Here is a 19006-nt window from a genome sequence, read left to right on the forward strand (position 1 = left end):
GGGAACGGGAAAGGGAGCGCCGTGCAGGCGGCCTCGGGGCCGGAGCGGCGTGCTCGTCCGGGCTCACGGTGCGCGAAAAGGCCTCTCCTCGCCGCGTCATCCGTGCAACACCATGGGCGCCACGGCCCGAGCGCCGGCGCGCCGGCCGCGGCAGAGGATGCGCACAGCACGCTTGGAGGTGCCCAGTGAAACGCAGTGAAGCTCCGGCCCGCGCCGATGTCGTGATCGTCGGCGCCGGCCACAACGGTCTCGTCGCCGCCGTCCTCCTCGCCCGCCGCGGGCTCGACGTGGTGGTGCTCGAGGAGAAGGACGAGGTCGGCGGCGCGGTGAAGACCGAGCACCCCTTCCGGAAGGCACCGGGCCTCGGCGTCTCGAGCGGCGCTTACCTGCTCGGGCTCGCCCCGCCCGAGCTGCTCCGCGAGGTCGGCGTCGCCCTCCCGCTCCGGCGGCGGGATCCGCACTATTTCCTCCCGACGACGGACCGGCGCTACCTGCTCTTCGGCTCGGACCACGCCGCGATGAAGCGGCAGTTCTTGGAGTTCTTCTCCCAGGCGGACTGGGACGCGAACAGCGCGCTCCAGGCCGAGCTCGCCGCGCTCCGGGACGACATCGCCCCGACCTGGCTCGCGGAGCCGCTCTCCATCGAGGAGACGGCGGAGCGTTACGTGCGGCCCGCCCTCCGGCAGACGTTCGTGGCGCTCTGCCGGGGCACGATCTCCGACTACCTCGCGCGGTTCGGCTGGAAGAGCGACCTCCTCCAGGCGATGTACGCCGTGACCGACGCCTTCTCGGGGCTCGCGGGCGGCTTCGACTCGCCCGGCACCGGCATGAACTTCCTCATCCACAACATGTGCCGCCTCCCCGGCGCCGACGGGACGTGGATGATCGTCGAGGGCGGGATGGGCACGATCTCCCGCCTCTTCGCCGACAAGGCGAGGGCCGAGGGCGCGACGATCGTCACCGGCGCACGCGTCGCGCGGATCGAGTCGTCCGGGGGCGCCGTCTCCGGCGTGCTCCTCGAGGACGGCTCGCGCATCGTCGCGAAGGCGGTCGTCTCGAACGCCGATCCGTACCGCACCCGCGCGCTCGCCGGCGAAGCGGCGATCGGGGCCTCGCTCTCGGCGCGGCTCGACGCGATCGCGAAGGACGGCTCGACGCTCAAGGTCAACATGGCGCTGACCGGCCTGCCCAGGTTCACGTGTCTCCCCGAGGACCGCGGGCAGTTCGGGCCGACCATCCACCTCCTGCCGGACGAGGACGTCGTGATGGACACGCTGCGGCAGGCCCACCGCGACGCGATGAGCGGGCGCCTCCCGGAGTTCCCCGCGATCGAGTGGTACTTCCACACGCCGATCGATCCGAGCCTGCGCGACGCCGAGGGCCACCACAACGCGGCGCTCTTCGTGCAGTGGGTGCCCTACGCGCTCGCGGGCGGAGAGACGTGGGACGAGGCCACGCCGCGGTACGTGAAGCACCTGCTCTCGATCTGCGATCGATTCGCGCCGGGGATGAGCGATCTCGTGCTGGAGACGTTCACGCTCGCGCCGCCGGACATCGAGCGGCACTTCGGGATCACGAAGGGGCACATCCACCACATCGACAACAGCTTCGGCTTCGCCGACCGCGTGCCCTACCGGTTCGGGCTCGCCGGGCTCTACTCGTGCAGCGCGGGCACGCACCCGGCCGGGTCGGTCATCGGCGCGGCCGGGCACAACGCCGCCAAGGCCGCGCTCGCGGACCTCGGGAGATGAAGTGGTGTCTCTCGGCGATGGGAGCGCTCGCCGTGGTGGCCGGGTGCAGCAGGGAGCCGCCTGCTCCAGACGGCTCGGCGAGCGCGCCGCCGATCAGCGAGGCGGAGGTGATCCTGCGCGAGTACCTGCAGCGACATCATCCATCGATCCGACCTGGCACGCCGGAGTACGGCGTCTTCATCAAGGACATCCTCTGGGGTGTCTACCCCGAGCTGTCCGCGCACCAGAAGGCGGATGAGATCCGAAGGTTCGCGGCCGAGTACGTGAATCGCCCCGACTCACCCGCGCGGTGAAGCTCTCCCCTTTCTGCTCGCCGAGACGTCTCCACCCACGAGCTCACACGGCCGTCCGCACGATGGCTCACACGGCCGTCCGCACGATGGTCCCCTGCGCCGTCACCACCGCGCGCTCGAGCGGGGCGCCGGCGCCGAGGACCACCCGCGCGCCCGGCCAGACCACACCCCCGCGCAGCGCGCCGGCCCCCTCGACGCGCGCCCCCGCCCCGATGACGCTGCCCGCCACGTCCACGCCCTCGGCGACGGACGCCCCCGGGCCCACGTAGCTCTCCAGGCCGCGCTGCGACAGCCAGCGCGCGCTCGCCGCGAGGTAGGCGGCCAGCGTTCCGATGTCGTGCCACACGGCGGGCGCCGCGAACGTCGCGAGCGAGCGCCCCTCGCGCAGCCACGGCAGGTACACGTCCCCCACCATGCACCCGCGCTGCGGCAGCCTCCGCCGCAGCGCCTCGCCGACGACGTGGACACCCACGAAGTCGCCGCCCGCGACCTCGTCGCCGAAACGCTCGCCCCGGAGCCGCACCACCTCGCCCCGCGCGCCGACGCCGACCGTCCCCTCCCCGGCCTGCCGCGGCGCGACCGCGAGCGTAGCGCCTGCGCCGTGCTGGCCGTTCGCCGTGTGCGCCGCCGAGAGCGCCGCCACGTCGAGGTCGATCAGGATGTCGCCGTTCCAGAGGACCACGTCGCCCACGCCGAGCGCGCTCGCCGCGTTCGCGAGCCCCCCGGCGGTGCCGAGGGGCTCCGGCTCGTGAAGGACCTCGACGGGCATGGGGAACGCCGCGAGCAGATCGCGCGAGAAACGCTCCGCGAGGTGGGATTTGTTCAGCGCGACGCGAACGACGCCGCCCGCGGCGAGGCGCTCGGCGATGTGCGCGATGAGCGGCCGATCGCCGAGCCACAGGAGCGGCTTCGGCATCTCGTCCGTGAGCGGGCGGAGCCGGGTCCCGAGCCCCGCCGCGAGGATCATGGCAGAGGCCATGGCCGCGAGGATCGCCCCTCCACGAGGAACGTTCAAGAAATCGAGGTCACGACGGCGCAACCGCGCGGCGGCGTAACCGCGCAACGGCACAGCCGCGCGACGGCGCAACCGCTCCAGGCGAGATCGAGACCATCGGGCCGCCGCGCCCCGATCCCTCGTTCAGCTCACTCGCCCCGCTCGATCAGCCCTCGCGCCGCGCGCTCGAGCAGCTCGTGCCCCGTCGCGTCATCCTCCTCGAGGTGGGCGACGCCGATGCGGAGGGTCATCCGGAAGGGCGTCGTGGCCGCTCGCCGGAAGCGGTGCTGGCGCACCTTCTCGCCGAGCACCTTCGCGAACGCGGACGCCCGTGTCCGGCCGATCCCGGGGCAGACGATCGCGAGGGTGTCGCGGCGGTAGCGCCCGAGCAGCCCGCCTTCCGGAACGTAGATCCTGACGATGCGCGCGAGGTCGCCGAGGATGCGATCGACCCCGGCCCGGCCCTGCGTCTCCTCGACGCCCTGGAGCCCCTCCACGCCGAGCATCAGCAGCGAGAGCCGCCTCGTCCGCTGCTCCTTGGCGCGCAGGACCTCCTTCTTCAGAAAGGCCCGGAGCCGCTCCTCGTGGACGACGGCGGCGAGGTCCTCGTCGCGGTGGCGCGAGTCGCCGGGCTTGGGCCCGGGCTCCGGAGGCTTGGTCCCGGGGTCCGACGGCGAGCTGCCACGCCGGTCGTCGCTGGCGCGCCGCTCGTCGCTGGCGCGCCGCTCGTCGCTGGCGCGCCGGTCGTCGCTGGCGCGCCGGTCGTCCGTCTCGACCCCGCGGGTCTCGCCCCCGCGACGGGATGACGGCGGTGGGTTCGTGGGCCGATCGGCCGCCGGTGGCGGGGTCGACGGGGCGGGCGCGCCGAGCGCCTCCGCCATCAGCGTGACGGCCGCCGTCGCGCGCTCGAACCGGTCCTTCGGATCGATCGCGGTCGCCTGCTGGAACCAGGCGTCGAAGGCCGACGACAGCCTGATGCTGCTGCGCCGCCGCGCGGCGCGGACGCTCGCCGGCTCGGGCAGCCCCGCCACCATCCGCTGGAGGAGCGCGAAGACCGACGGCAGGACGTTGGCCTCGGTCAGCCAGTACGGGCTGCCGATCAGCAACGCGAAGGCGACGTGCGCGAGCGCATAGATATCGGTCTTCGGCCCGACGGCGACGTCGCCGCGGATCTGCTCGGGCGCCATGTAGAGCGGCGTTCCGACCGCCGCCGTGCGGTCGGCCATGCCGCGGTGCGCCACGACCTTTGCCAGCCCAAAATCGAGGACCTTGACGCACGGGGAGCCGTCGTCCCGCCTGGTCAGGAAGAGGTTCGCCGGCTTGAGGTCCCGGTGGACGATGGCGGCCGCGTGCATCTTGTCGAGCGCGCGCGCGACCTGGCCCAGGTAGAGCACCACCTCGGCCGGCGGCAGCGGGCCGCGGCGCGCCGACAGGCTCGCGAGCTCCTCGCCCTGCAGCAGGTCCATGACGAGGAAGGGCATCCCGGAGTCGGCGTCGATGCCCGCATCGGAGATGTGAACGATGTGATCGCTCTCGATCCCGCCCGTGATCTTGGCCTCCTGGGCGAACCGGGCGCGTTGGGCCGGGTCCTGGATGGATCCGGGGAGCATCACCTTGAGCGCTCGGCGGCGGTCCGTGACCTCGTCGACGACCTCGTACACCGCCCCCATCCCGCCCGTCTTGATGGGGCGGACGACGCGGTACCGCCCATGGAAAGGCGTATCGGTTCTGAGCTGCGTGAGGCTCGGCGGATCCATGGGGTGATCGCGGCCCTGGGAGCATAGATCGGACCGGGCCCTGTCCGGTCGCCGTTCGCGCCCCGGAGGTAGGGTGGGTACCTCTCGTGCCTGAAAACTCGACGCCTCCGGCGGCCGCGTGGTAGCTCCGCCGGGTGGGTTCGTCTGCGCTCGCCGTCCTCTCCGCCGCGAGGCGGGGCTCCGCGCCCTGGGCCGCGGCCGCGTTGCTCGGCCTCGGGGTCGTGACCCTCATCACAGCGCCGAGCTGTGGCAACGACGCTGTCGGCGTCGACGCCTGCCGGCGGATCGAGCAGGCCCGATGCGAGGCGGCCGCCGTATGTCCGGCCTGGGTCGGCTCCGGGGACGCCGACGAGCGGGTGAAGACCTGCGTCGAGTTTTACTGGGACCAGTGCCTGCATGGCATCGAGAACGACGGCACGGGCGGCGGCCACACCGCGGCAGAGCCGACGACCGCCCAGGTCGATGCCTGCGTCGCCGCCGTCGGCGAGGCGCGCGCCTGCGCCAGCGCCAAGATCGCATCCATGGCGGAGTGCCCCGCGGCGCCGCTCGCCGAGGGCGTCGATCGCGCGATCAGCCCCTGCGAGGTGATCACCGCGCGGGCGCAGGCACTCGGGGCTTGCGCGTTCGTGGCCACCCCGAACGACGGCGGCAGCGGTACCGCCGGCAGCGGCGGCGGCAGCGGTACCGCCGGCAGCGGCGGCGGCAGCGGTACCGCCGGCAGCGGCGGCGGCAGCGGTACCGCCGGCAGCGGCAGCGCCAGCAACGCCGGCTCCGGCGGCGACAGCGCCGGCTCCGGCGGCGACAGCGCCGGCTCCGGCGGCGACAGCGCCGGCTCCGGCGGCGACAGCGCCGGCTCCGGCGGGGCCTAAGCCAGCTGCGGGAGGTCCCCACGGGCGCTCTCGGGTTGATCGCCGCCCTCGCCCCGACCTGCTAGCTTCAGGGAGGAGTTCGACCATGGCCACACCGGCAACAGTCCACGTCAATGTGGAGCTCCCTTCCGATCTTGAACAGCTCCGCCTCCCGGCTGGGGTCGATCGCAGGCTGCAGGCGCTCCTGGACAAGCAGGATCGCGGGGAGAAGCTGTCGGCGGATGAGGCCATCGAAGCCGAGGGGCTCGTCGATCTCGCCGAGCTGCTCAGCTTGCTGCGCCTCCGCGCATCGCGGAAGGAGCCTGTGCCGGCGGGATGAACCGCGACAGCGTGCCCGCGGCGCTCCAGCGTCGCGTCCGCAAGCGTGCCGCCGATCGATGTGAGTATTGCCGGCTCTCCCAGATCAGCCAGGAGGCCACGTTCCATGTCGATCACATCCAGCCGCGGCACGCAGGTGGCCTGACCACCCTGGAGAACCTGGCGCTCGCGTGTGTGTCGTGCTCCCTGCGCAAGGGAGCGCGGACCCATGGAGAGGATCCGACCACGGGCGACCACGCGAGCCTCTTCCATCCTCGCTGGGGTCGCTGGGAAGATCACTTCGACGTCACGGGCGAGCTGTTGATCGCCGGAAAAACGCCGACAGGCCGCGCCACGGTCGCGCTGCTCCGGATGAATCGGCCTCTCGTCCTCGAGATTCGACGTGAAGAGGCGTTGCGGGGTCGGTTCCCGTAGAGGGTGCCCGCTGCTTCCGCGAACGCATCACCACTGCGCCGCGTGACGCTCCGCGCCCGCCCATGGCGGCGGCGCAATCGCGCCCGCAGCGTGATCGGAGCTCTTTGCTCCGGATCTCGCGCCCGCATCGCTTGCCCCCCTCGACGCCCCCGCCGAGTCGACCGTTTCAAGCCTTGAGACGGCCCACTCGGCGACCGAGTCGCCCATTTCAAGCCTTGAAACGGCTCACTCGGTGACCGAGTCGCCCGCCTCAAGGCTTGCGAGCGCCTCCTCGGCCGCCGAGTCGCCCATTTCAAGCGTTGAAACGGCTCACTCGGCGGCCGAGTCGCCCGTTTCAACGCTTGCTTCAAGCCTTGCAACGGCCACGACCGGGCCCCCGCGGCGCCGCCTGCCGCGAGGTCCAGCGGCGCGTCCGGCAGCTCGTCCGTGAGCGCCGCCCCTGGCATCCTCCTCTCGCGGGCCTCGCTCGGCAGCGCGCCGCGCCTCGCACCCGCGAAGCGGCGCCGCGTTTCATGTGGCGCCGTTCCCCGGCTTGGACTAGTGCCCCCTGCCGATGGGCCGAGCTCGATCTGGTTTCGGAACCTTGTTCGCTGCGGATCGCGCGCCCGGGCCCGCCCCGCGGCCCCGGGCCGGCCAGGGCGCCCTGGCGCTGGCCGTGCTCGCGCTCGCGGCCTGCAACGACGGGTCGAGCGGCGACGACCTGCAGTTCACGACGAAGGTGACCATCGACCCGCTCGCCTTCCTGGGCAACGTCCAGTGCTCGGACCCGGACGAGCCGGCCCCGGACGAGCCGGAGGCGATCCCGAATCCGGAGGCCATCCAGAGCTACGTCGCCACGCTCACCGACGAGAGCGCGGAGGGCGGGCCGTCCACCCTCGCCTCGTCGCCGCCGATCTCCTGCGCGTGGCGCGTGTCGTTCACGTCCGTCGTCGAGGGGCACGAGTACAAGGTCAGGATCGACGGCTACCCGCAGCTCGCCGAGGAGCTCACGCCCGCCGGCGGCGAGACCTCCGGGAGCCCCGACATGACCTTCGAGGGCAAGAAGCAGAACCCCTGCTGGACATGGGAGTGCCCTGCTCCCGACGCCCCGGACGGCACCGGCACGCTCGTGGCGAAGGAGGGCGTCAACGTCGTCCTCCAGGGGTGCGCCCCGCCCGAGCCCGTTCCGTGCGAGCAGGCGCCACAGTGACGGCGAGCAGCGATCCGCCCGGCGCGACCCCCCTCGCCGAGCGCCTCCCCGCCCCCTGACCCTCTCCCGGCGCGCGCCCGCCCAGGGCGCTCCCGCCGCGCCGTCCGGCGCCCCTGCTGCACCCTCGCCGGCCCCTCGCGACGTCCGCCGAGGAGCCGCCGGCGCGCCGCGATCCGCGCCGGCCTCACGGCCGGCTCACGCCCGGCGGAGCAACGCCTCTGAGGCCGGCAAACCCTTTGCGCCGGCCTGCCCCTTGGAGTACCTGAACGCATCCGTCGCATCCCCTGAACAGCGTGGGTCATAGGGCGGGCGGCGAAGGCCGTACTCGACCTCGTCGCTCGTCGATCGAGGCCAGAGCCGCTTCTGCCGCTCCGCTCGACGCTCGAGCCGCGCTGGGATGGGCCTCTACGACGGGGGCCGAGCGCGCGCCGCGCCCGCCCCCCGCGCCTCGGGTGCAGGTCCCCCATGGAAGAGACGTCGAACATCCAGCAGAAGGTTCCGGTCAGCATCCAGGACGAGCTCCGGACGAGCTACCTCGACTACGCGATGAGCGTGATCATCGGCCGCGCGATCCCGGACGTGCGCGACGGCCTGAAGCCGGTGCACCGCCGGATCCTCTACTCGATGAACGAGCAGAAGATCGGCCCCACCGGCGCGCACAAGAAGTGCGCGCGCGTCGTCGGAGACGTCCTCGGCAAGTACCACCCCCACGGCGATCTCGCGGTCTACGACGCGCTCGTCCGGATGGGGCAGACCTTCAGCCTGCGCTACCCGCTCATCGACGGGCAGGGCAACTACGGCTCGGTCGACGGCGACTCGCCCGCGGCCATGCGGTACACGGAGTCGCGCCTGTCGCGGATGGCCGTCGAGCTGCTCGCCGATCTCGACAAGGACACGGTCGACTTCGTCCCGAACTACGACGACTCGGAGCTCGAGCCGAGCGTGCTGCCGGCGAAGTTCCCGCAGCTCCTCGTGAACGGCTCCGGCGGCATCGCCGTCGGCATGGCGACGAACATCCCGCCGCACAACCTCGGCGAGATCATCGACGCCACGATCGCCATCATCCGCAACCCCGACGTCACCCTGGAAGAGCTGCTCCACCTCGTCCCGGGCCCTGATTTCCCGACCGGCGGCCTCATCTACGGCAAGAGCGGGATCGTGCAGGCGTACACGACCGGCCGCGGCTCGATCACGATGCGCGGGCGCAGCCAGGTCGAGAAGACGATGAAGGGCGACCGCGAGCAGCTCGTCTTCACCGAGATCCCCTACCAGGTGAACAAGGCCCGGCTGGTCGCGAAGATCGCCGAGTGCATGAAGGAGAAGCGCATCGAGGGGATCAGCGAGGTGCGCGACGAGAGCGACCGCGAGGGGATGCGGATCGTCGTCGAGCTGAAGAAGGACATCTTCCCGCAGGTGGTCCTGAACCAGCTCTACCGGCTGACGGATCTCCAGGCGACGTTCGGCGTCATCAACCTGTCGATCGCGAACGGCCGCCCCGCGGTGCTGAGCCTGAAGGACACGCTCTCGCACTTCATCGAGCACCGGCGCGAGGTCGTGACGCGGCGCTGTCGGTTCGAGCTCCGTCAGGCCGAATCGCAGCGGGAGCTCGTCGAGGGGCTCGGGATGGCGACGAGCGACATCGATCGCATCGTCGCGACGATCCGGGCCTCGAGCGATCCGGACGACGCGCGGGAGAACCTGCAGAAGCTGCCGCTGCGCGGGCTCGGCGAGTTCCTCCGGCGTGCCGGCCGGCCGGAGCCCGAGTGCGCCGAGGCCGACACGCGCGGCGACTACTTCCTGTCGGAGCGGCAGGCCAAGGCGATCCTCGAGATGCGGCTGTCGCGCCTGACCGGCCTCGAGCGGGAGAAGCTCGCGAAGGAGTACGGCGAGCTGTCGCAGACCATCGAGCGGCTCCGGGCGATCCTGGCCGACATGGGGCTGCTCATGAACGTGATCGTGATGGAGCTCGAGGAGATCAAGGAGCGCTTCGGCGACAAGCGGCGGACCGAGATCGTGCCGGCCGAGGCCGAGATCCAGATGGAGGACCTGATCCAGGAAGAGGACATGGTCGTGACCATCTCGCACGCCGGCTACCTGAAGCGGACGCCGACCTCGACGTACCGGGCGCAGCGCCGCGGCGGCAAGGGGATGGTCGGGATGGAGGCGCGCGAGGAGGACTGGGTGAGCCAGCTCTTCGTGGCGTCGACGCACTCGTACGTCTTCTTCTTCAGCGACAAGGGCAAGGTCTTCGTCAAGAAGGTCTACGAGATCCCGCAGGCGCCGAGGAACGCGAAGGGCCGGGCGATCGTGAACTTCGTCGGGATGGAGCCGGGCGAGAAGGTCGCGGCGATCACGCCGGTGCCGAGCTTCGACGGCGATACGTTCGTGGTGACGTTGACCCGCCGCGGGCAGATCAAGAAGACGGCGCTCAACGAGTACGAGAACTACCGGGACAAGGGGATCATCGGCGTGCGGATCGAGGAGGGCGATCAGCTCTTCACGGCGGCGCTCACCGACGGCAAGCGCGAGCTCGTGATCGCGACGCGGAGCGGGATGAGCATCCGCTTCCCCGAGGATCAGGTGCGCCCGACGGGGCGCGCGACGATGGGCGTGAAGGGCATCGAGCTCGACGAGGGCGACGTGGTGGTGGGCCTCGGCGTGAGCGGCGACGGGCGCGACCGGGTGCTCGCGGTGTGCGAGCGCGGGTACGGCAAGCAGACGCCGCTCGAGGAGTTCCGGCTCCAGAGCCGCGGCGGCAAGGGCGTGATCCTGATCGACGCGAGCGAGCGGAACGGGCCGGTCGTGGGCGTCGCCATGGTGAGCCCGAGCGACGAGGTGCTGATCGTGACCGATCGCGGGCAGATGATCCGCACCAAGACGAGCGAGATCCGCGAGACGGGGCGCAACGCGCAGGGCGTGCGGATCATGCACGTCGGCCAGGACGAGCGGGTCGTCGCCGTCGAGGCGTTCGCGGCGGAGGCGGCCGAGGCCGAGGAGGGCGGGTCGACGCCTCCGGCGGCGGGCGCGGACGGGACCAACGGGGTCGCGGATCACGGGGGCGCGAACGGGAGCAGCGAGGTCAACTAGGGGTCGACCGGGCGCGGGGCTCGGGCGCCGGCCCCTAGCGAGGTTCTGGGGTCGATGGGACGGGCGCGGGGGCTGAGGAGCGCCGCGAGCTCGGTCACGTGCTCGTCGTCCGCACCCATCGCCGCGAGAGCGTCGGCGAGCCGCAGGACGTACTCGACGTTCGAGCCGCTCGGACCGTGCGACGCGAGCACCTGAGCGGCGATCTCGCAGAGCGGCGCAGCGCCCAGGTAGTCGGGGTTGTCGGGCGTGGCCAGGTACACGATGGCCGACCGGGCCGTGATCTCCGCGCGCACCGCCGCCCCGTCCACGAGGTGGAGCGGGACGTCGTGGCGCGCATAGCCCCCCTTCTCGCGGTGATCCAGAGCGCGGAGCACCTCGTCGAGCTCGGCCTCGGCAACCCGGTAGGCCATCCCCCAGCAGCGCGCGCCAGGCGACGGGATGAGCGTGACCACCCGCCCGGGCGCCCCAGGGACGCCCCGATGATCGGTGGACCCCTGCCAGAAGCGGCGCGCCCACCCCGCGATGTACCCGGGCACCATCTGCTCGAAGCGGAAGGCCGGCCGCCAGATCAACGACCCGTAACCGAAGATCCACGCCTCGCGGTCCACGGGGGGATTGTACCAAACCGCGAAGGCGGCCAGCAGCGGCAGCGCACGTACGGCGCGGGCCGACGCCAGCTGCGCGCTCGCCGCGATGGAAGCGGCGCGACAGCGTCAGCCGCCGCTCACCCCTCGAGCAGCTCGAACCGGATCCCCGCCGCCTGCAGCCGCTCGATCAGCCGCTCCCCCATCGCGACGGCCGGCGTGACGACCCCGGCGCGCGCCGGCAGCAGCTCGCGGTCGAACGCCATGCAGAGCGCCGACTCCGCCACCATCTTGGCCGTCTCCGAGTAGCCGGGATCGCCGCCGCTCACCCGCGTCACCACCTTGCGCGACGCGCTCTTCCCCTGAAAGGTCACCTGGAACCAGCCGCGCGCCCGCTCCTCCGCGCTCGGCCCCTCACCCGGGCTCCGCACCTTGCGGAGCAGCTCCCGCGTCGGCCCCACCTTCGCCAGCGCCGTGACCGCGCCGAAGCCGGCGATCCCCATCACGAGCTGCAGCCCGGACTTGACCTGCACGTTGTGGCTGTACTGAAAGTCGGGGCCGTAGGCGTCGAGCTCCCGCGCGCTCCGCAGCACGACGAGCGGATCGATGCTGGGCATCGGACAGAGCCATGCGCGCAGCCCCTTCTCGTAGCGGATGCGCGTCTTGAGCCCCCTGACCTTCCGCGCCCCGCGCGCGTCCTCGCCGCGCGCGGCGCGCTTCCTGGGGCCGGCGTGCGCCACGATCTCGAGCAGCGACTGCCAGGTGCCGCCGGAGAAGCTGCCGTGCGCGCGCACGATGCCCTCCACCACGATCGGCTCGCCCGCGGGGAGCTTCGTCACCGTGAAGAGCACCCCGAGGTCGTGCGGGATGCTGTCGAAGCCGCAGCAGTTGACGATCCGCACGCCCCGCGCGCGGGCAGCGTCGTGGTGGCGCTCGATGAGGCGGTCGACGAACCCCGGCTCGCCGGTGAGATCCGCGTAGTCGGTGCCCGCGCGGATGCACGCCTCGACGAGCGGCTCGCCGAGCGTGGTGTAGGGGCCGACCGTCGTGATGACGACGCGCGCCTGGCTGGCCATGCGCTCCAGCGACGCCGCGTCCTCCGACGTCGCCTCGATGACGCCCAGCGAGGAGCACGCCGGATCGATCGCCTCCATCGCCGCCTTCACCCCGGCGAGGCGCGCCGCGCTCCGGCCAGCGATCGCCCAGCGGATGGGGCGCTCCGCCGCGCCACCGGCAGACCTGTCCTTGCCCTTGGTGGCGAGATACTCGGCGACGAGACGACCGGTGAAGCCGGTCGCTCCGAAGACGATCACGTCGTACGCGCGGTCGCTGGTCATGGGGGCAGCCTTGATACCACGACCGCGGGCGGGAACGTCAGCGTCGGCACCACGAGAGAGACGGCGGCGCCCAGCCGCCGAACGAGCGCTCCAGGTGCTCCGCCACGGCGATCGTCACGTGATCGTTGCCGTGGATCGCCGCCACCTGGACGCCGAGCGGCAGCCCGTCGCCGTTGAGGCCCAGCGGCACCTGCGTCGCCGGCATCTCCATGACGTTGAGCACCGCGGTGTACGTCCACTGGAAGGGCGGCAGGAGCGGCGCGTAGTGCCGCGGCGCGGGCCTCGGGTAGGACGGATAGAGCATCACGCCCCGCTCGCCGATGCGCGACACGAGCTCGGCGCGCAGCGCCTTGCCGAGCTCGAGGGCGCGCTCGACGCGCGCCGGCAGCAGCCCGCCGACGTCCTCCAGCAACGTGAGCCCGAGCGCGGGCAGCGTGTGCGGTGAGCGGCGGATCGACCAGAGGGCGAGCTCCCGCGGCACGCTGACCGGGTGGCCGTCGCCGAGCAACGCCCGGAACGTGACGCCCCCGGACGTGCCCACCATCGCCGTCCAGATGTCGAGCGCCTTCGCGAGGAGGTCGATCCTCGCCTCGATCACCGTCGCCCCGCAGGCGGCGAGCGCCTCCGCCGCCTTCCGCTGCGCGGCCACGAGATCGGCGCTCACCCGGCGCACGCCGTCGTCCTCGACCGAGAGCACCGTCAGCGTGCCGAGATCGACCGAGGCCGGATCGCCGAGCGGCAGCGGCGCACAGCCGGGGTCGCGCGCGTCGGGGCCGGCGAGGATGCGGAGCACCGGCATGAGATCCTCGGCGCGCCGCGCGATCGGCCCCGTCGTCATGAAGCGGAGCCCTCGCTCGCCCGGCAGCGGGAACTGGCCCGAGGTCGGCACGAGCCCGCCGGTCGGCTTGTGGCCGAAGACGCCGTTGAAGAACGCGGGCATCCGGATGGATCCGCCGATGTCCGAGCCGAGCCCGACCGGCGCGCCGCCCGCGCCGACCACCGCGGCCTCGCCGCCCGAGCTGCCGCCCGCGGTGCGCGCCGGATCGTAAGGGTTGTTCGTCCGGCCGTAGAGCCGGTTGTTCGTCTCCATCCACATGCAGAGCTCCGAGACGTTTGTGACGCCGAGCGGGATGAAGCCGGCGGCGCGCAGGCGCGCGACCGTCACGGCGTCCTCCTCCGCGCGCACGCCGGCGCGGGCGACGAGCCCCGCGGAGTTCGGCATGCCGGCGACGGCGAAGCTCTCCTTGATGGAGCACGGTACGCCGAGGAACGGCGGCGCGCCGGCGGCCCCGCCCCGCTCGAGGAGCGCGTCGACGGCGCGCGCCTCGGCGCGGGCGGCCTCGAACCGGTCGGCCACCATCGCGTTGAGCGTCGGGTTCACGCGCTCGATGTGCCGGATATGGGCCTCCACGACCTCGACCGACGTCACGGATCGTTCGCGGATCAGCGCCGCGAGCCGGGTCGCGGAGAGCAGGAGCAGCGGTTCTCGTGACAGCATGCGTACGGCGGAGGATCAGGCGCGGGACGAGGACCCGGGTCAAGGGTCCGCCACCCCGGGCCCGTCGATCGCCGATCACCCCCGCCCCATCCGGGGCGCGAGGCGCGCGCGGCCCTCGCCTGCGCCCTAAGCGCGCGGCCTTCGCCGGGCGTCCGCTCGTGCGCCGGGGGCGCTCGCCGCCGCCTACTCGCCCGCGGCCTGCTCCACGGTCGCGGCCTGCACCGCGCCCGCGCGCTGCACCGGCGCGGCAGCGATCGCGGGCGCCCGCGGTCGCTGCGGGAAGGCCCACCGCACCGCCCCGGTCACCATCCATGTGACCGCCCCTCGGTTGTCGACCTGGATGCCGGGATCGACGTACACCTGCACCCGGTCGCTGAGCTCTGCGCCGACCTCCAGCACGCTCGTCGACGAGACGCGGGGCGCGCGGAGGTGGTTGATCGAGAACGCCTGGTCCGGGCTCACCCAGAACCCGCGCGGCAGCTCGATGATCGCGAATTCCCTTATCGTCGACGACTGGATGTCGTCCCGCCGCGGATCGCCGCCGAACGACACCGTGTGCTGCAGCTGGAACCCGAGCCGCGCAGGCCGCGCCACGCGGACATACGCCTGGACGAGGGGCGCCACCAGGTTCTTCCCCGAGCCGAGCGCGCGCTTCGTCGCCGAGTCGAGGACGAGATCCGTGCCGAGGACCAGCGCGAATCGAGGCGTGCCCACCGCGCGGACGAGCGGCCGGATCAGGATGTCGCCGAGCCCCACGTCGCGCTGGCCCTCGGTGTCGCCCACGTACGCGAGCGGCAGATCCCCGCGCAGCGAGAAGTTCCAGGTGAAGGCGTAGTCCCCCCGGAGCACCGCGGCGTTGGAGAAGCCGGTTTGGCCGCGCGAGAAGTCGTCCCGGAGCTCGAGGAACGTGCTGAAGTTGGCGGCCGCCTTCGCTTGAGTCCGGGGCGCCGCAGCGGCGGGCCGCCCCGGCCCAGCGGGCGGCGTCTGCGGACGATCGATCGGCACCGGCCGCGTGGGCTGTGCGCTCACGAGCGCCGTGGGCTCTCCTGGGTGCGCAGGATCGGCGCGGGCCGCGGCTGCGCCGGTCGAGGCGCCGCCCAGCGCGAGGAGCCCGACCGCGGAGAGAGAGGAAGCGCGGCGGAGCCGGCAACCACAGGGCGAGACCGTCCGACTGGCAGGGCGCGTCAGCGCGACGCGATGCGCTTGCATGCCGGGTTCATGGGTGCGTCGCGCGATCCAGCGGCAGTCGGTTGAAGGCAGCAGTCTGCACCTCGGGCGCGCATGAGCCGACATCCGGTGTTTGCGCACATCACCCCCGGCAACGCAGCATCCCGGCCGCAGCCATCCTCGCCGCGCGCTCACCACGACGTGCTCCGCGCGACTCGCCCGCGTCGCGCTCGAGCGACGCGTCCGTGCACATCGAGCGCGACGCCGTCGCGGACATCACCGCTCGCGAGGCCACTGGCCACTGACAGAGGAGCTCACGGACAGCGCCGGTCCGTGCTGAACATCGCGCCGTTCCCGTGCGCACGCCGAACAAAAAACTGCACGAAATGCCGCAGAAACAAGCGTTGTGTAAAGAAACAACTTGACGCGACGCAGCAGCTCTGTAGGGTAGAAGCATCTACGCCATGCAGAAGCAGATGTGCACCGCCAGCGCCCACGCCTCCGGCGATGGGACCCCCGCTGAGAAGGTTGTGCACCACGCTTCGTCGGCGTCGTCGTCGAAGCGTTCGCTCGTCGAGGGCGGCGTGTCCGTCGGGCTCCTAGCGGGCCTAGCCATTCCTGCGCTCATCGGCCTAGTCGACATCGTCGGGCTGATTCGCGTCGGGAACGGGTGCGGGCCGCCGCTCTGAGCTGAAAGAGCATGGAGATAGGCCCCCGCACCGAGATGGTCCGGGGGCTTTCGTTTTTTTCGGCCTGAGGGTTCACGGAGAGCAGCCGTCGTCTAAGGAGGATCAGGTGAGCAAGGAACATTCGAGGAAGAATCGGGAGGACGCCTCGACAGAGGCCGTCGGCCAGCGCATCGCGGAGCTCGCCGAGCTCGTCGCCGCGGGCTGTGGGGTGCCCGTCGCGTCGAGCGACGTGCGAGAGGAGTTCGAGGCGCTCGTCGACGAGATCCGCGCCCGAGTCGGCGGGGGCGTCGTCCGCGCGCCCCAGCGTTCCTCGACACGCCTCATGGGCGCGCGCTCGCTCGGCGACGCCGCGGAGGCCTCGTTCGAGTTCCATGCCGACCCGCCCTCCGCGCACGCCAGCGCGGATCAGCGCGGCGAGCAGGCGAGCGCGCCGAGCCCTTCGCGCGTCGTGTCGCTCGACGACGCTCGCCGGGTGCTCGACGCGATCCGCCGCGAAGAGAGCAGCGGCGGCGGCCCTCGGGAGGACCTGCAGCGCGCGATCGCCTAAGTTGCTGAGCCTCTGAGAAACGGCGGAACCCCGCGGCCAAGGCGCCCTGACGGGCCCCACTTCCACCCGCGTGACTCGATGGAGTCGGGAATTATGAAACGAACCGGTGCACAGATTATCTGGGAAGTCCTCGTCCGCGAAGGCGTGGACGTGGTCTTTGGCTATCCGGGCGGCGCGATCATGCCCGCCTACGACACGATCCTCGGCTACCCGATCCGCCATGTGCTCGTCCGGCACGAGCAGGGCGCGGCGCACATGGCAGACGGGTACGCCCGCGCCTCGGGCAAGGTCGGCGTCTGCGTCGCCACCTCCGGGCCGGGCGCGACGAACCTCGTCACCGGGATCGCGACGGCGATGCTCGATTCCTCGCCGATCGTCTGTATCACCGGGCAGGTGTCGTCCAAGCTGCTCGGGACCGACGCGTTCCAGGAGACGGACATCACGGGCGTCACCCTGCCCATCACCAAGCACAACTACCTGGTCACGGACGTCGAGGACATCGCCCCCACCCTGCGCGAGGCGTTCTACATCGCGCGCTCGGGCCGCCCGGGCCCCGTGCTCGTGGACATCACCAAGGACGCCCAGCAGGCGTCGATCGACTTCGAGCCGCCGAAGGGCGAGGTCCGCCTGCCCGGCTACCGGCCCTCGCACCACGCCGTCCAGACCGACATCGAGAAGGCGATCGACCTCATCGACGAGGCCGAGCGGCCGCTCATCCTGGCCGGTCAGGGCATCGTCAGGGCGGAGGCGACGCGCGAGCTCCTCGCCTTCGTGGAGAAGGCGGGGATCCCCGTCGCCTCCACGCTGCTCGGCCTCGGCGGCTTCCCGGCGACGCACCCGCTCAGCCTCGGCATGATGGGGATGCACGGCGAGGCGTGGGTGAACCACGCCATCCAGGAGGCCGACCTCCTCATCGCGCTCGGGATGCGCTTCGACGACCGCGTGACCGGCAACCTCAAGACCTACGCCGTGAAGGCGAAGAAGATCCACGTCGAGATCGACCGCTCGGAGATCAACAAGAATGTCAAGGTCGATGTCGGCCTGATCGGCGACGTCCGGGACACGCTCCTGTCGCTCATCCCCGGGTGCAAGCAGCGCAACCGGGGCCCGTGGATCGAGCGCATCAACCTGCTGAAGGGCGACTCGGCCGTCCGTGACATTCAACAATTGCCGTACAACGATAAATTGTACGCCGCGCACGTGATGCACGACCTCTGGCGGCTCACCGACGGCAAGGCGCTTGTGGTAACCGACGTCGGCCAGCACCAGATGTGGGAAGCGCAGTACTACAAGCACGATCACCCGCGGAAGCTCGTCACGTCCGGCGGGCTCGGCACGATGGGCTTCGCCCTGCCGGCGGCGATCGGCGCGCGCTTCGCGAAGCCGGAGGACGAGATCTGGGTGGTCGTGGGCGACGGCGGCTTCCAGATGACCGCGTGCGAGCTCTCGACCTGCGCGCAGGAGGGCCTCAAGGTCCACGTGGCCGTCATCAACAACGGCTACCTGGGCATGGTCCGGCAGTGGCAGGAGTTCTTCTACAACCGGCGCTACTCGGCGACCCCGATGCGCAGCCCGGATTTCGTGAAGCTCGCCGAGGCCCACGGGCTGACCGGCATCCGCGTCACGAAGCGCGAGGAGATCGCGGGGGCCGTGGCCCGCGCCCGCGAGACGCCGGGCACGGTGGTGGTCGACTTCCGCGTGGAGCAGGAGGACAGCGTCTATCCGATGGTCCCCGCCGGCGCCGACCTGAACGACATGATCCGGCGCCCGAGCCCCATCGTGGAGACCGGGGAGGACCCGTGAACGCGCCCGTAACCCCACGCGCCCAGGGCGCGCGCTCCCCAGCGAGCGTGCGCCCGTCGGACGGGCGGGGCGCGCCCGAGCGCGCCCCGGCCGGAGCCGGGCGCACCACAGACAAGAGGGACTTTCAAGAGGCATCCATGGATCGACCCATCCTGCGCACGTTCATCGCCTACGTCGAAGACCGCCCCGGCGTGCTCAACCGCGTCGCGTCCCTCTTCCGGCGGCGCGCCTACAACATCGAGTCGCTGAGCGTCGGGCGCACCCACATCGCCGGGATCTCGCGCCTGACCCTCGTCCTCGAGGCGGACGAGGACGGGGCGCGGCGCCTCGAGGCGAACCTGTACAAGCTGGTCAACACCCTCTGGGTCCGGGATGTCACCCACACCGCCTCCGTCGCGCGCGATCTCGCGCTGATCAAGGTGAAGGCGGACGCGGCGAGCCGGGCGCAGGTGCTCCAGCTCTGCGAGGTGTTCCGCGCGCGCACCGTCGATGTCGCCCCGGAGGCGCTGACCATCGAGATCACCGGGACCGGCGACAAGATCGAGGGCCTGCTCGAGGTGCTCCGCCCGTTCGGGATCATCGAGATGGTGCGGACCGGGATGATCGTGATGACCCGCGGCGCCGAGGAGGCGGAGGCCAGGTTCGACTCGATCCCCGTGCGCACGGCCGAGAACGGCGCCTCCTGACGGCGTGACCGCGGTGTTAAAGA

Annotated in this window: 17 protein-coding genes; 11 read left to right on the plus strand and 6 right to left on the minus strand. The window is 71.9% G+C overall.

Annotated elements, in window-relative coordinates; all coding sequences use genetic code 11:
- Window positions 1–185: 185 nt before the first annotated feature.
- Together WME90_RS19250 and WME90_RS19255 are read left to right on the plus strand one after the other, a co-directional pair.
- Complete coding sequence (locus tag WME90_RS19250) at window positions 186–1751, plus strand: phytoene desaturase family protein (RefSeq protein WP_437282619.1); 1566 nt, start codon at window positions 186–188, stop codon at window positions 1749–1751.
- Window positions 1748–2044 (plus strand): hypothetical protein, encoded by a 297-nt coding sequence (locus WME90_RS19255; protein ID WP_437282620.1) that lies wholly within the window; start codon window positions 1748–1750, stop codon window positions 2042–2044. The genes WME90_RS19250 and WME90_RS19255 overlap by 4 nt, the downstream gene beginning before the upstream one ends.
- Window positions 2045–2111: 67 nt before the next feature.
- Here WME90_RS19255 and WME90_RS19260 read toward each other — a convergent pair whose 3' ends face one another.
- Both WME90_RS19260 and WME90_RS19265 read right to left on the minus strand, forming a co-directional pair.
- Window positions 2112–3023, minus strand: coding sequence for a sugar phosphate nucleotidyltransferase (locus WME90_RS19260; RefSeq protein WP_437282621.1), 912 nt, complete (start codon window positions 3021–3023; stop codon window positions 2112–2114).
- A 164-nt stretch (window positions 3024–3187) separates the two neighbouring features.
- The gene (locus tag WME90_RS19265) at window positions 3188–4795 is read right to left on the minus strand and encodes a protein kinase domain-containing protein (protein ID WP_437282622.1); all 1608 of its coding nucleotides are present in this window, start codon (window positions 4793–4795) and stop codon (window positions 3188–3190) included.
- A 134-nt stretch (window positions 4796–4929) separates the two neighbouring features.
- On the opposite strand from WME90_RS19265, the gene WME90_RS19270 reads away from it, so the two are divergent.
- From WME90_RS19270 to gyrA, 5 genes are all read left to right on the plus strand, one after another.
- Window positions 4930–5664: a hypothetical protein gene (locus tag WME90_RS19270; RefSeq protein ID WP_437282623.1), complete on the plus strand. Its 735-nt coding sequence runs from the start codon at window positions 4930–4932 to the stop codon at window positions 5662–5664.
- Window positions 5665–5749: 85 nt separating this feature from the next.
- Entirely contained in the window at window positions 5750–5983 is a 234-nt protein-coding gene (locus WME90_RS19275; protein ID WP_437282624.1) for a hypothetical protein, read from the plus strand.
- The gene (locus WME90_RS19280; RefSeq protein ID WP_437282625.1) at window positions 5980–6396 is read left to right on the plus strand and encodes an HNH endonuclease; all 417 of its coding nucleotides are present in this window, start codon (window positions 5980–5982) and stop codon (window positions 6394–6396) included. Before WME90_RS19275 ends, WME90_RS19280 begins: the two co-directional genes overlap by 4 nt.
- A gap of 583 nt (window positions 6397–6979) precedes the next feature.
- Entirely contained in the window at window positions 6980–7585 is a 606-nt protein-coding gene (locus tag WME90_RS19285) for a hypothetical protein (RefSeq protein ID WP_437282626.1), read from the plus strand.
- Between the two features lie 465 nt (window positions 7586–8050).
- Window positions 8051–10672 (plus strand): DNA gyrase subunit A, encoded by a 2622-nt coding sequence (gene gyrA / locus WME90_RS19290; RefSeq protein WP_437282627.1) that lies wholly within the window; start codon window positions 8051–8053, stop codon window positions 10670–10672.
- Here gyrA and WME90_RS19295 read toward each other — a convergent pair.
- The 4 genes from WME90_RS19295 to WME90_RS19310 all read right to left on the minus strand — a co-directional run bounded on the left by WME90_RS19295 (window position 10669) and on the right by WME90_RS19310 (window position 15300).
- On the minus strand, window positions 10669–11280 hold the full coding sequence (locus WME90_RS19295) for a gamma-glutamylcyclotransferase (protein WP_437282628.1): 612 nt from the start codon (window positions 11278–11280) through the stop codon (window positions 10669–10671). The two genes, gyrA and WME90_RS19295, sit on opposite strands and share 4 nt — an antisense overlap.
- A 116-nt stretch (window positions 11281–11396) precedes the next feature.
- Window positions 11397–12593, minus strand: coding sequence for a saccharopine dehydrogenase family protein (locus tag WME90_RS19300; RefSeq protein WP_437282629.1), 1197 nt, complete (start codon window positions 12591–12593; stop codon window positions 11397–11399).
- Between the two features lie 37 nt (window positions 12594–12630).
- Window positions 12631–14091 (minus strand): amidase, encoded by a 1461-nt coding sequence (locus tag WME90_RS19305; RefSeq protein WP_437282630.1) that lies wholly within the window; start codon window positions 14089–14091, stop codon window positions 12631–12633.
- Between the two features lie 183 nt (window positions 14092–14274).
- Complete coding sequence (locus WME90_RS19310; protein WP_437282631.1) at window positions 14275–15300, minus strand: hypothetical protein; 1026 nt, start codon at window positions 15298–15300, stop codon at window positions 14275–14277.
- Window positions 15301–15722: 422 nt separating this feature from the next.
- Between WME90_RS19310 and WME90_RS19315 the strand changes: the two genes are divergently transcribed.
- The 4 genes from WME90_RS19315 (at window position 15723) to ilvN (ending at window position 18983) form a co-directional block, all read left to right on the plus strand.
- Window positions 15723–15947: a hypothetical protein gene (locus WME90_RS19315; RefSeq protein ID WP_437282632.1), complete on the plus strand. Its 225-nt coding sequence runs from the start codon at window positions 15723–15725 to the stop codon at window positions 15945–15947.
- Between the two features lie 106 nt (window positions 15948–16053).
- Complete coding sequence (locus WME90_RS19320) at window positions 16054–16494, plus strand: hypothetical protein (RefSeq protein WP_437282633.1); 441 nt, start codon at window positions 16054–16056, stop codon at window positions 16492–16494.
- Window positions 16495–16587: 93 nt separating this feature from the next.
- Window positions 16588–18297: a biosynthetic-type acetolactate synthase large subunit gene (gene ilvB / locus WME90_RS19325; RefSeq protein ID WP_437282634.1), complete on the plus strand. Its 1710-nt coding sequence runs from the start codon at window positions 16588–16590 to the stop codon at window positions 18295–18297.
- Between the two features lie 137 nt (window positions 18298–18434).
- Entirely contained in the window at window positions 18435–18983 is a 549-nt protein-coding gene (gene ilvN / locus WME90_RS19330; RefSeq protein ID WP_437282635.1) for an acetolactate synthase small subunit, read from the plus strand.
- Window positions 18984–19006: the final 23 nt, after the last annotated feature.

This window comes from Sorangium sp. So ce375, assembly GCF_051473855.1.
Taxonomy (GTDB): Bacteria; Myxococcota_A; Polyangia; order Polyangiales; family Polyangiaceae; genus Sorangium.

Excerpts from the sequence above, each read along its gene's own strand:
- WME90_RS19260 (WP_437282621.1), bottom strand. The coding sequence starts at position 3,023 with ATGGCCTCTGCCATGATCCTCGCGGCGGGGCTCGGGACCCGGCTCCGC.
- WME90_RS19265 (WP_437282622.1), bottom strand. The coding sequence starts at position 4,795 with ATGGATCCGCCGAGCCTCACGCAGCTCAGAACCGATACGCCTTTCCAT.
- WME90_RS19275 (WP_437282624.1), top strand. The coding sequence starts at position 5,750 with ATGGCCACACCGGCAACAGTCCACGTCAATGTGGAGCTCCCTTCCGAT.
- WME90_RS19255 (WP_437282620.1), top strand. The coding sequence starts at position 1,748 with ATGAAGTGGTGTCTCTCGGCGATGGGAGCGCTCGCCGTGGTGGCCGGG.
- gyrA (WP_437282627.1), top strand. The coding sequence starts at position 8,051 with ATGGAAGAGACGTCGAACATCCAGCAGAAGGTTCCGGTCAGCATCCAG.
- WME90_RS19280 (WP_437282625.1), top strand. The coding sequence starts at position 5,980 with ATGAACCGCGACAGCGTGCCCGCGGCGCTCCAGCGTCGCGTCCGCAAG.
- WME90_RS19305 (WP_437282630.1), bottom strand. The coding sequence starts at position 14,091 with ATGCTGTCACGAGAACCGCTGCTCCTGCTCTCCGCGACCCGGCTCGCG.
- WME90_RS19315 (WP_437282632.1), top strand. The coding sequence starts at position 15,723 with ATGCAGAAGCAGATGTGCACCGCCAGCGCCCACGCCTCCGGCGATGGG.
- WME90_RS19310 (WP_437282631.1), bottom strand. The coding sequence starts at position 15,300 with ATGCAAGCGCATCGCGTCGCGCTGACGCGCCCTGCCAGTCGGACGGTC.
- ilvB (WP_437282634.1), top strand. The coding sequence starts at position 16,588 with ATGAAACGAACCGGTGCACAGATTATCTGGGAAGTCCTCGTCCGCGAA.
- WME90_RS19300 (WP_437282629.1), bottom strand. The coding sequence starts at position 12,593 with ATGACCAGCGACCGCGCGTACGACGTGATCGTCTTCGGAGCGACCGGC.
- ilvN (WP_437282635.1), top strand. The coding sequence starts at position 18,435 with ATGGATCGACCCATCCTGCGCACGTTCATCGCCTACGTCGAAGACCGC.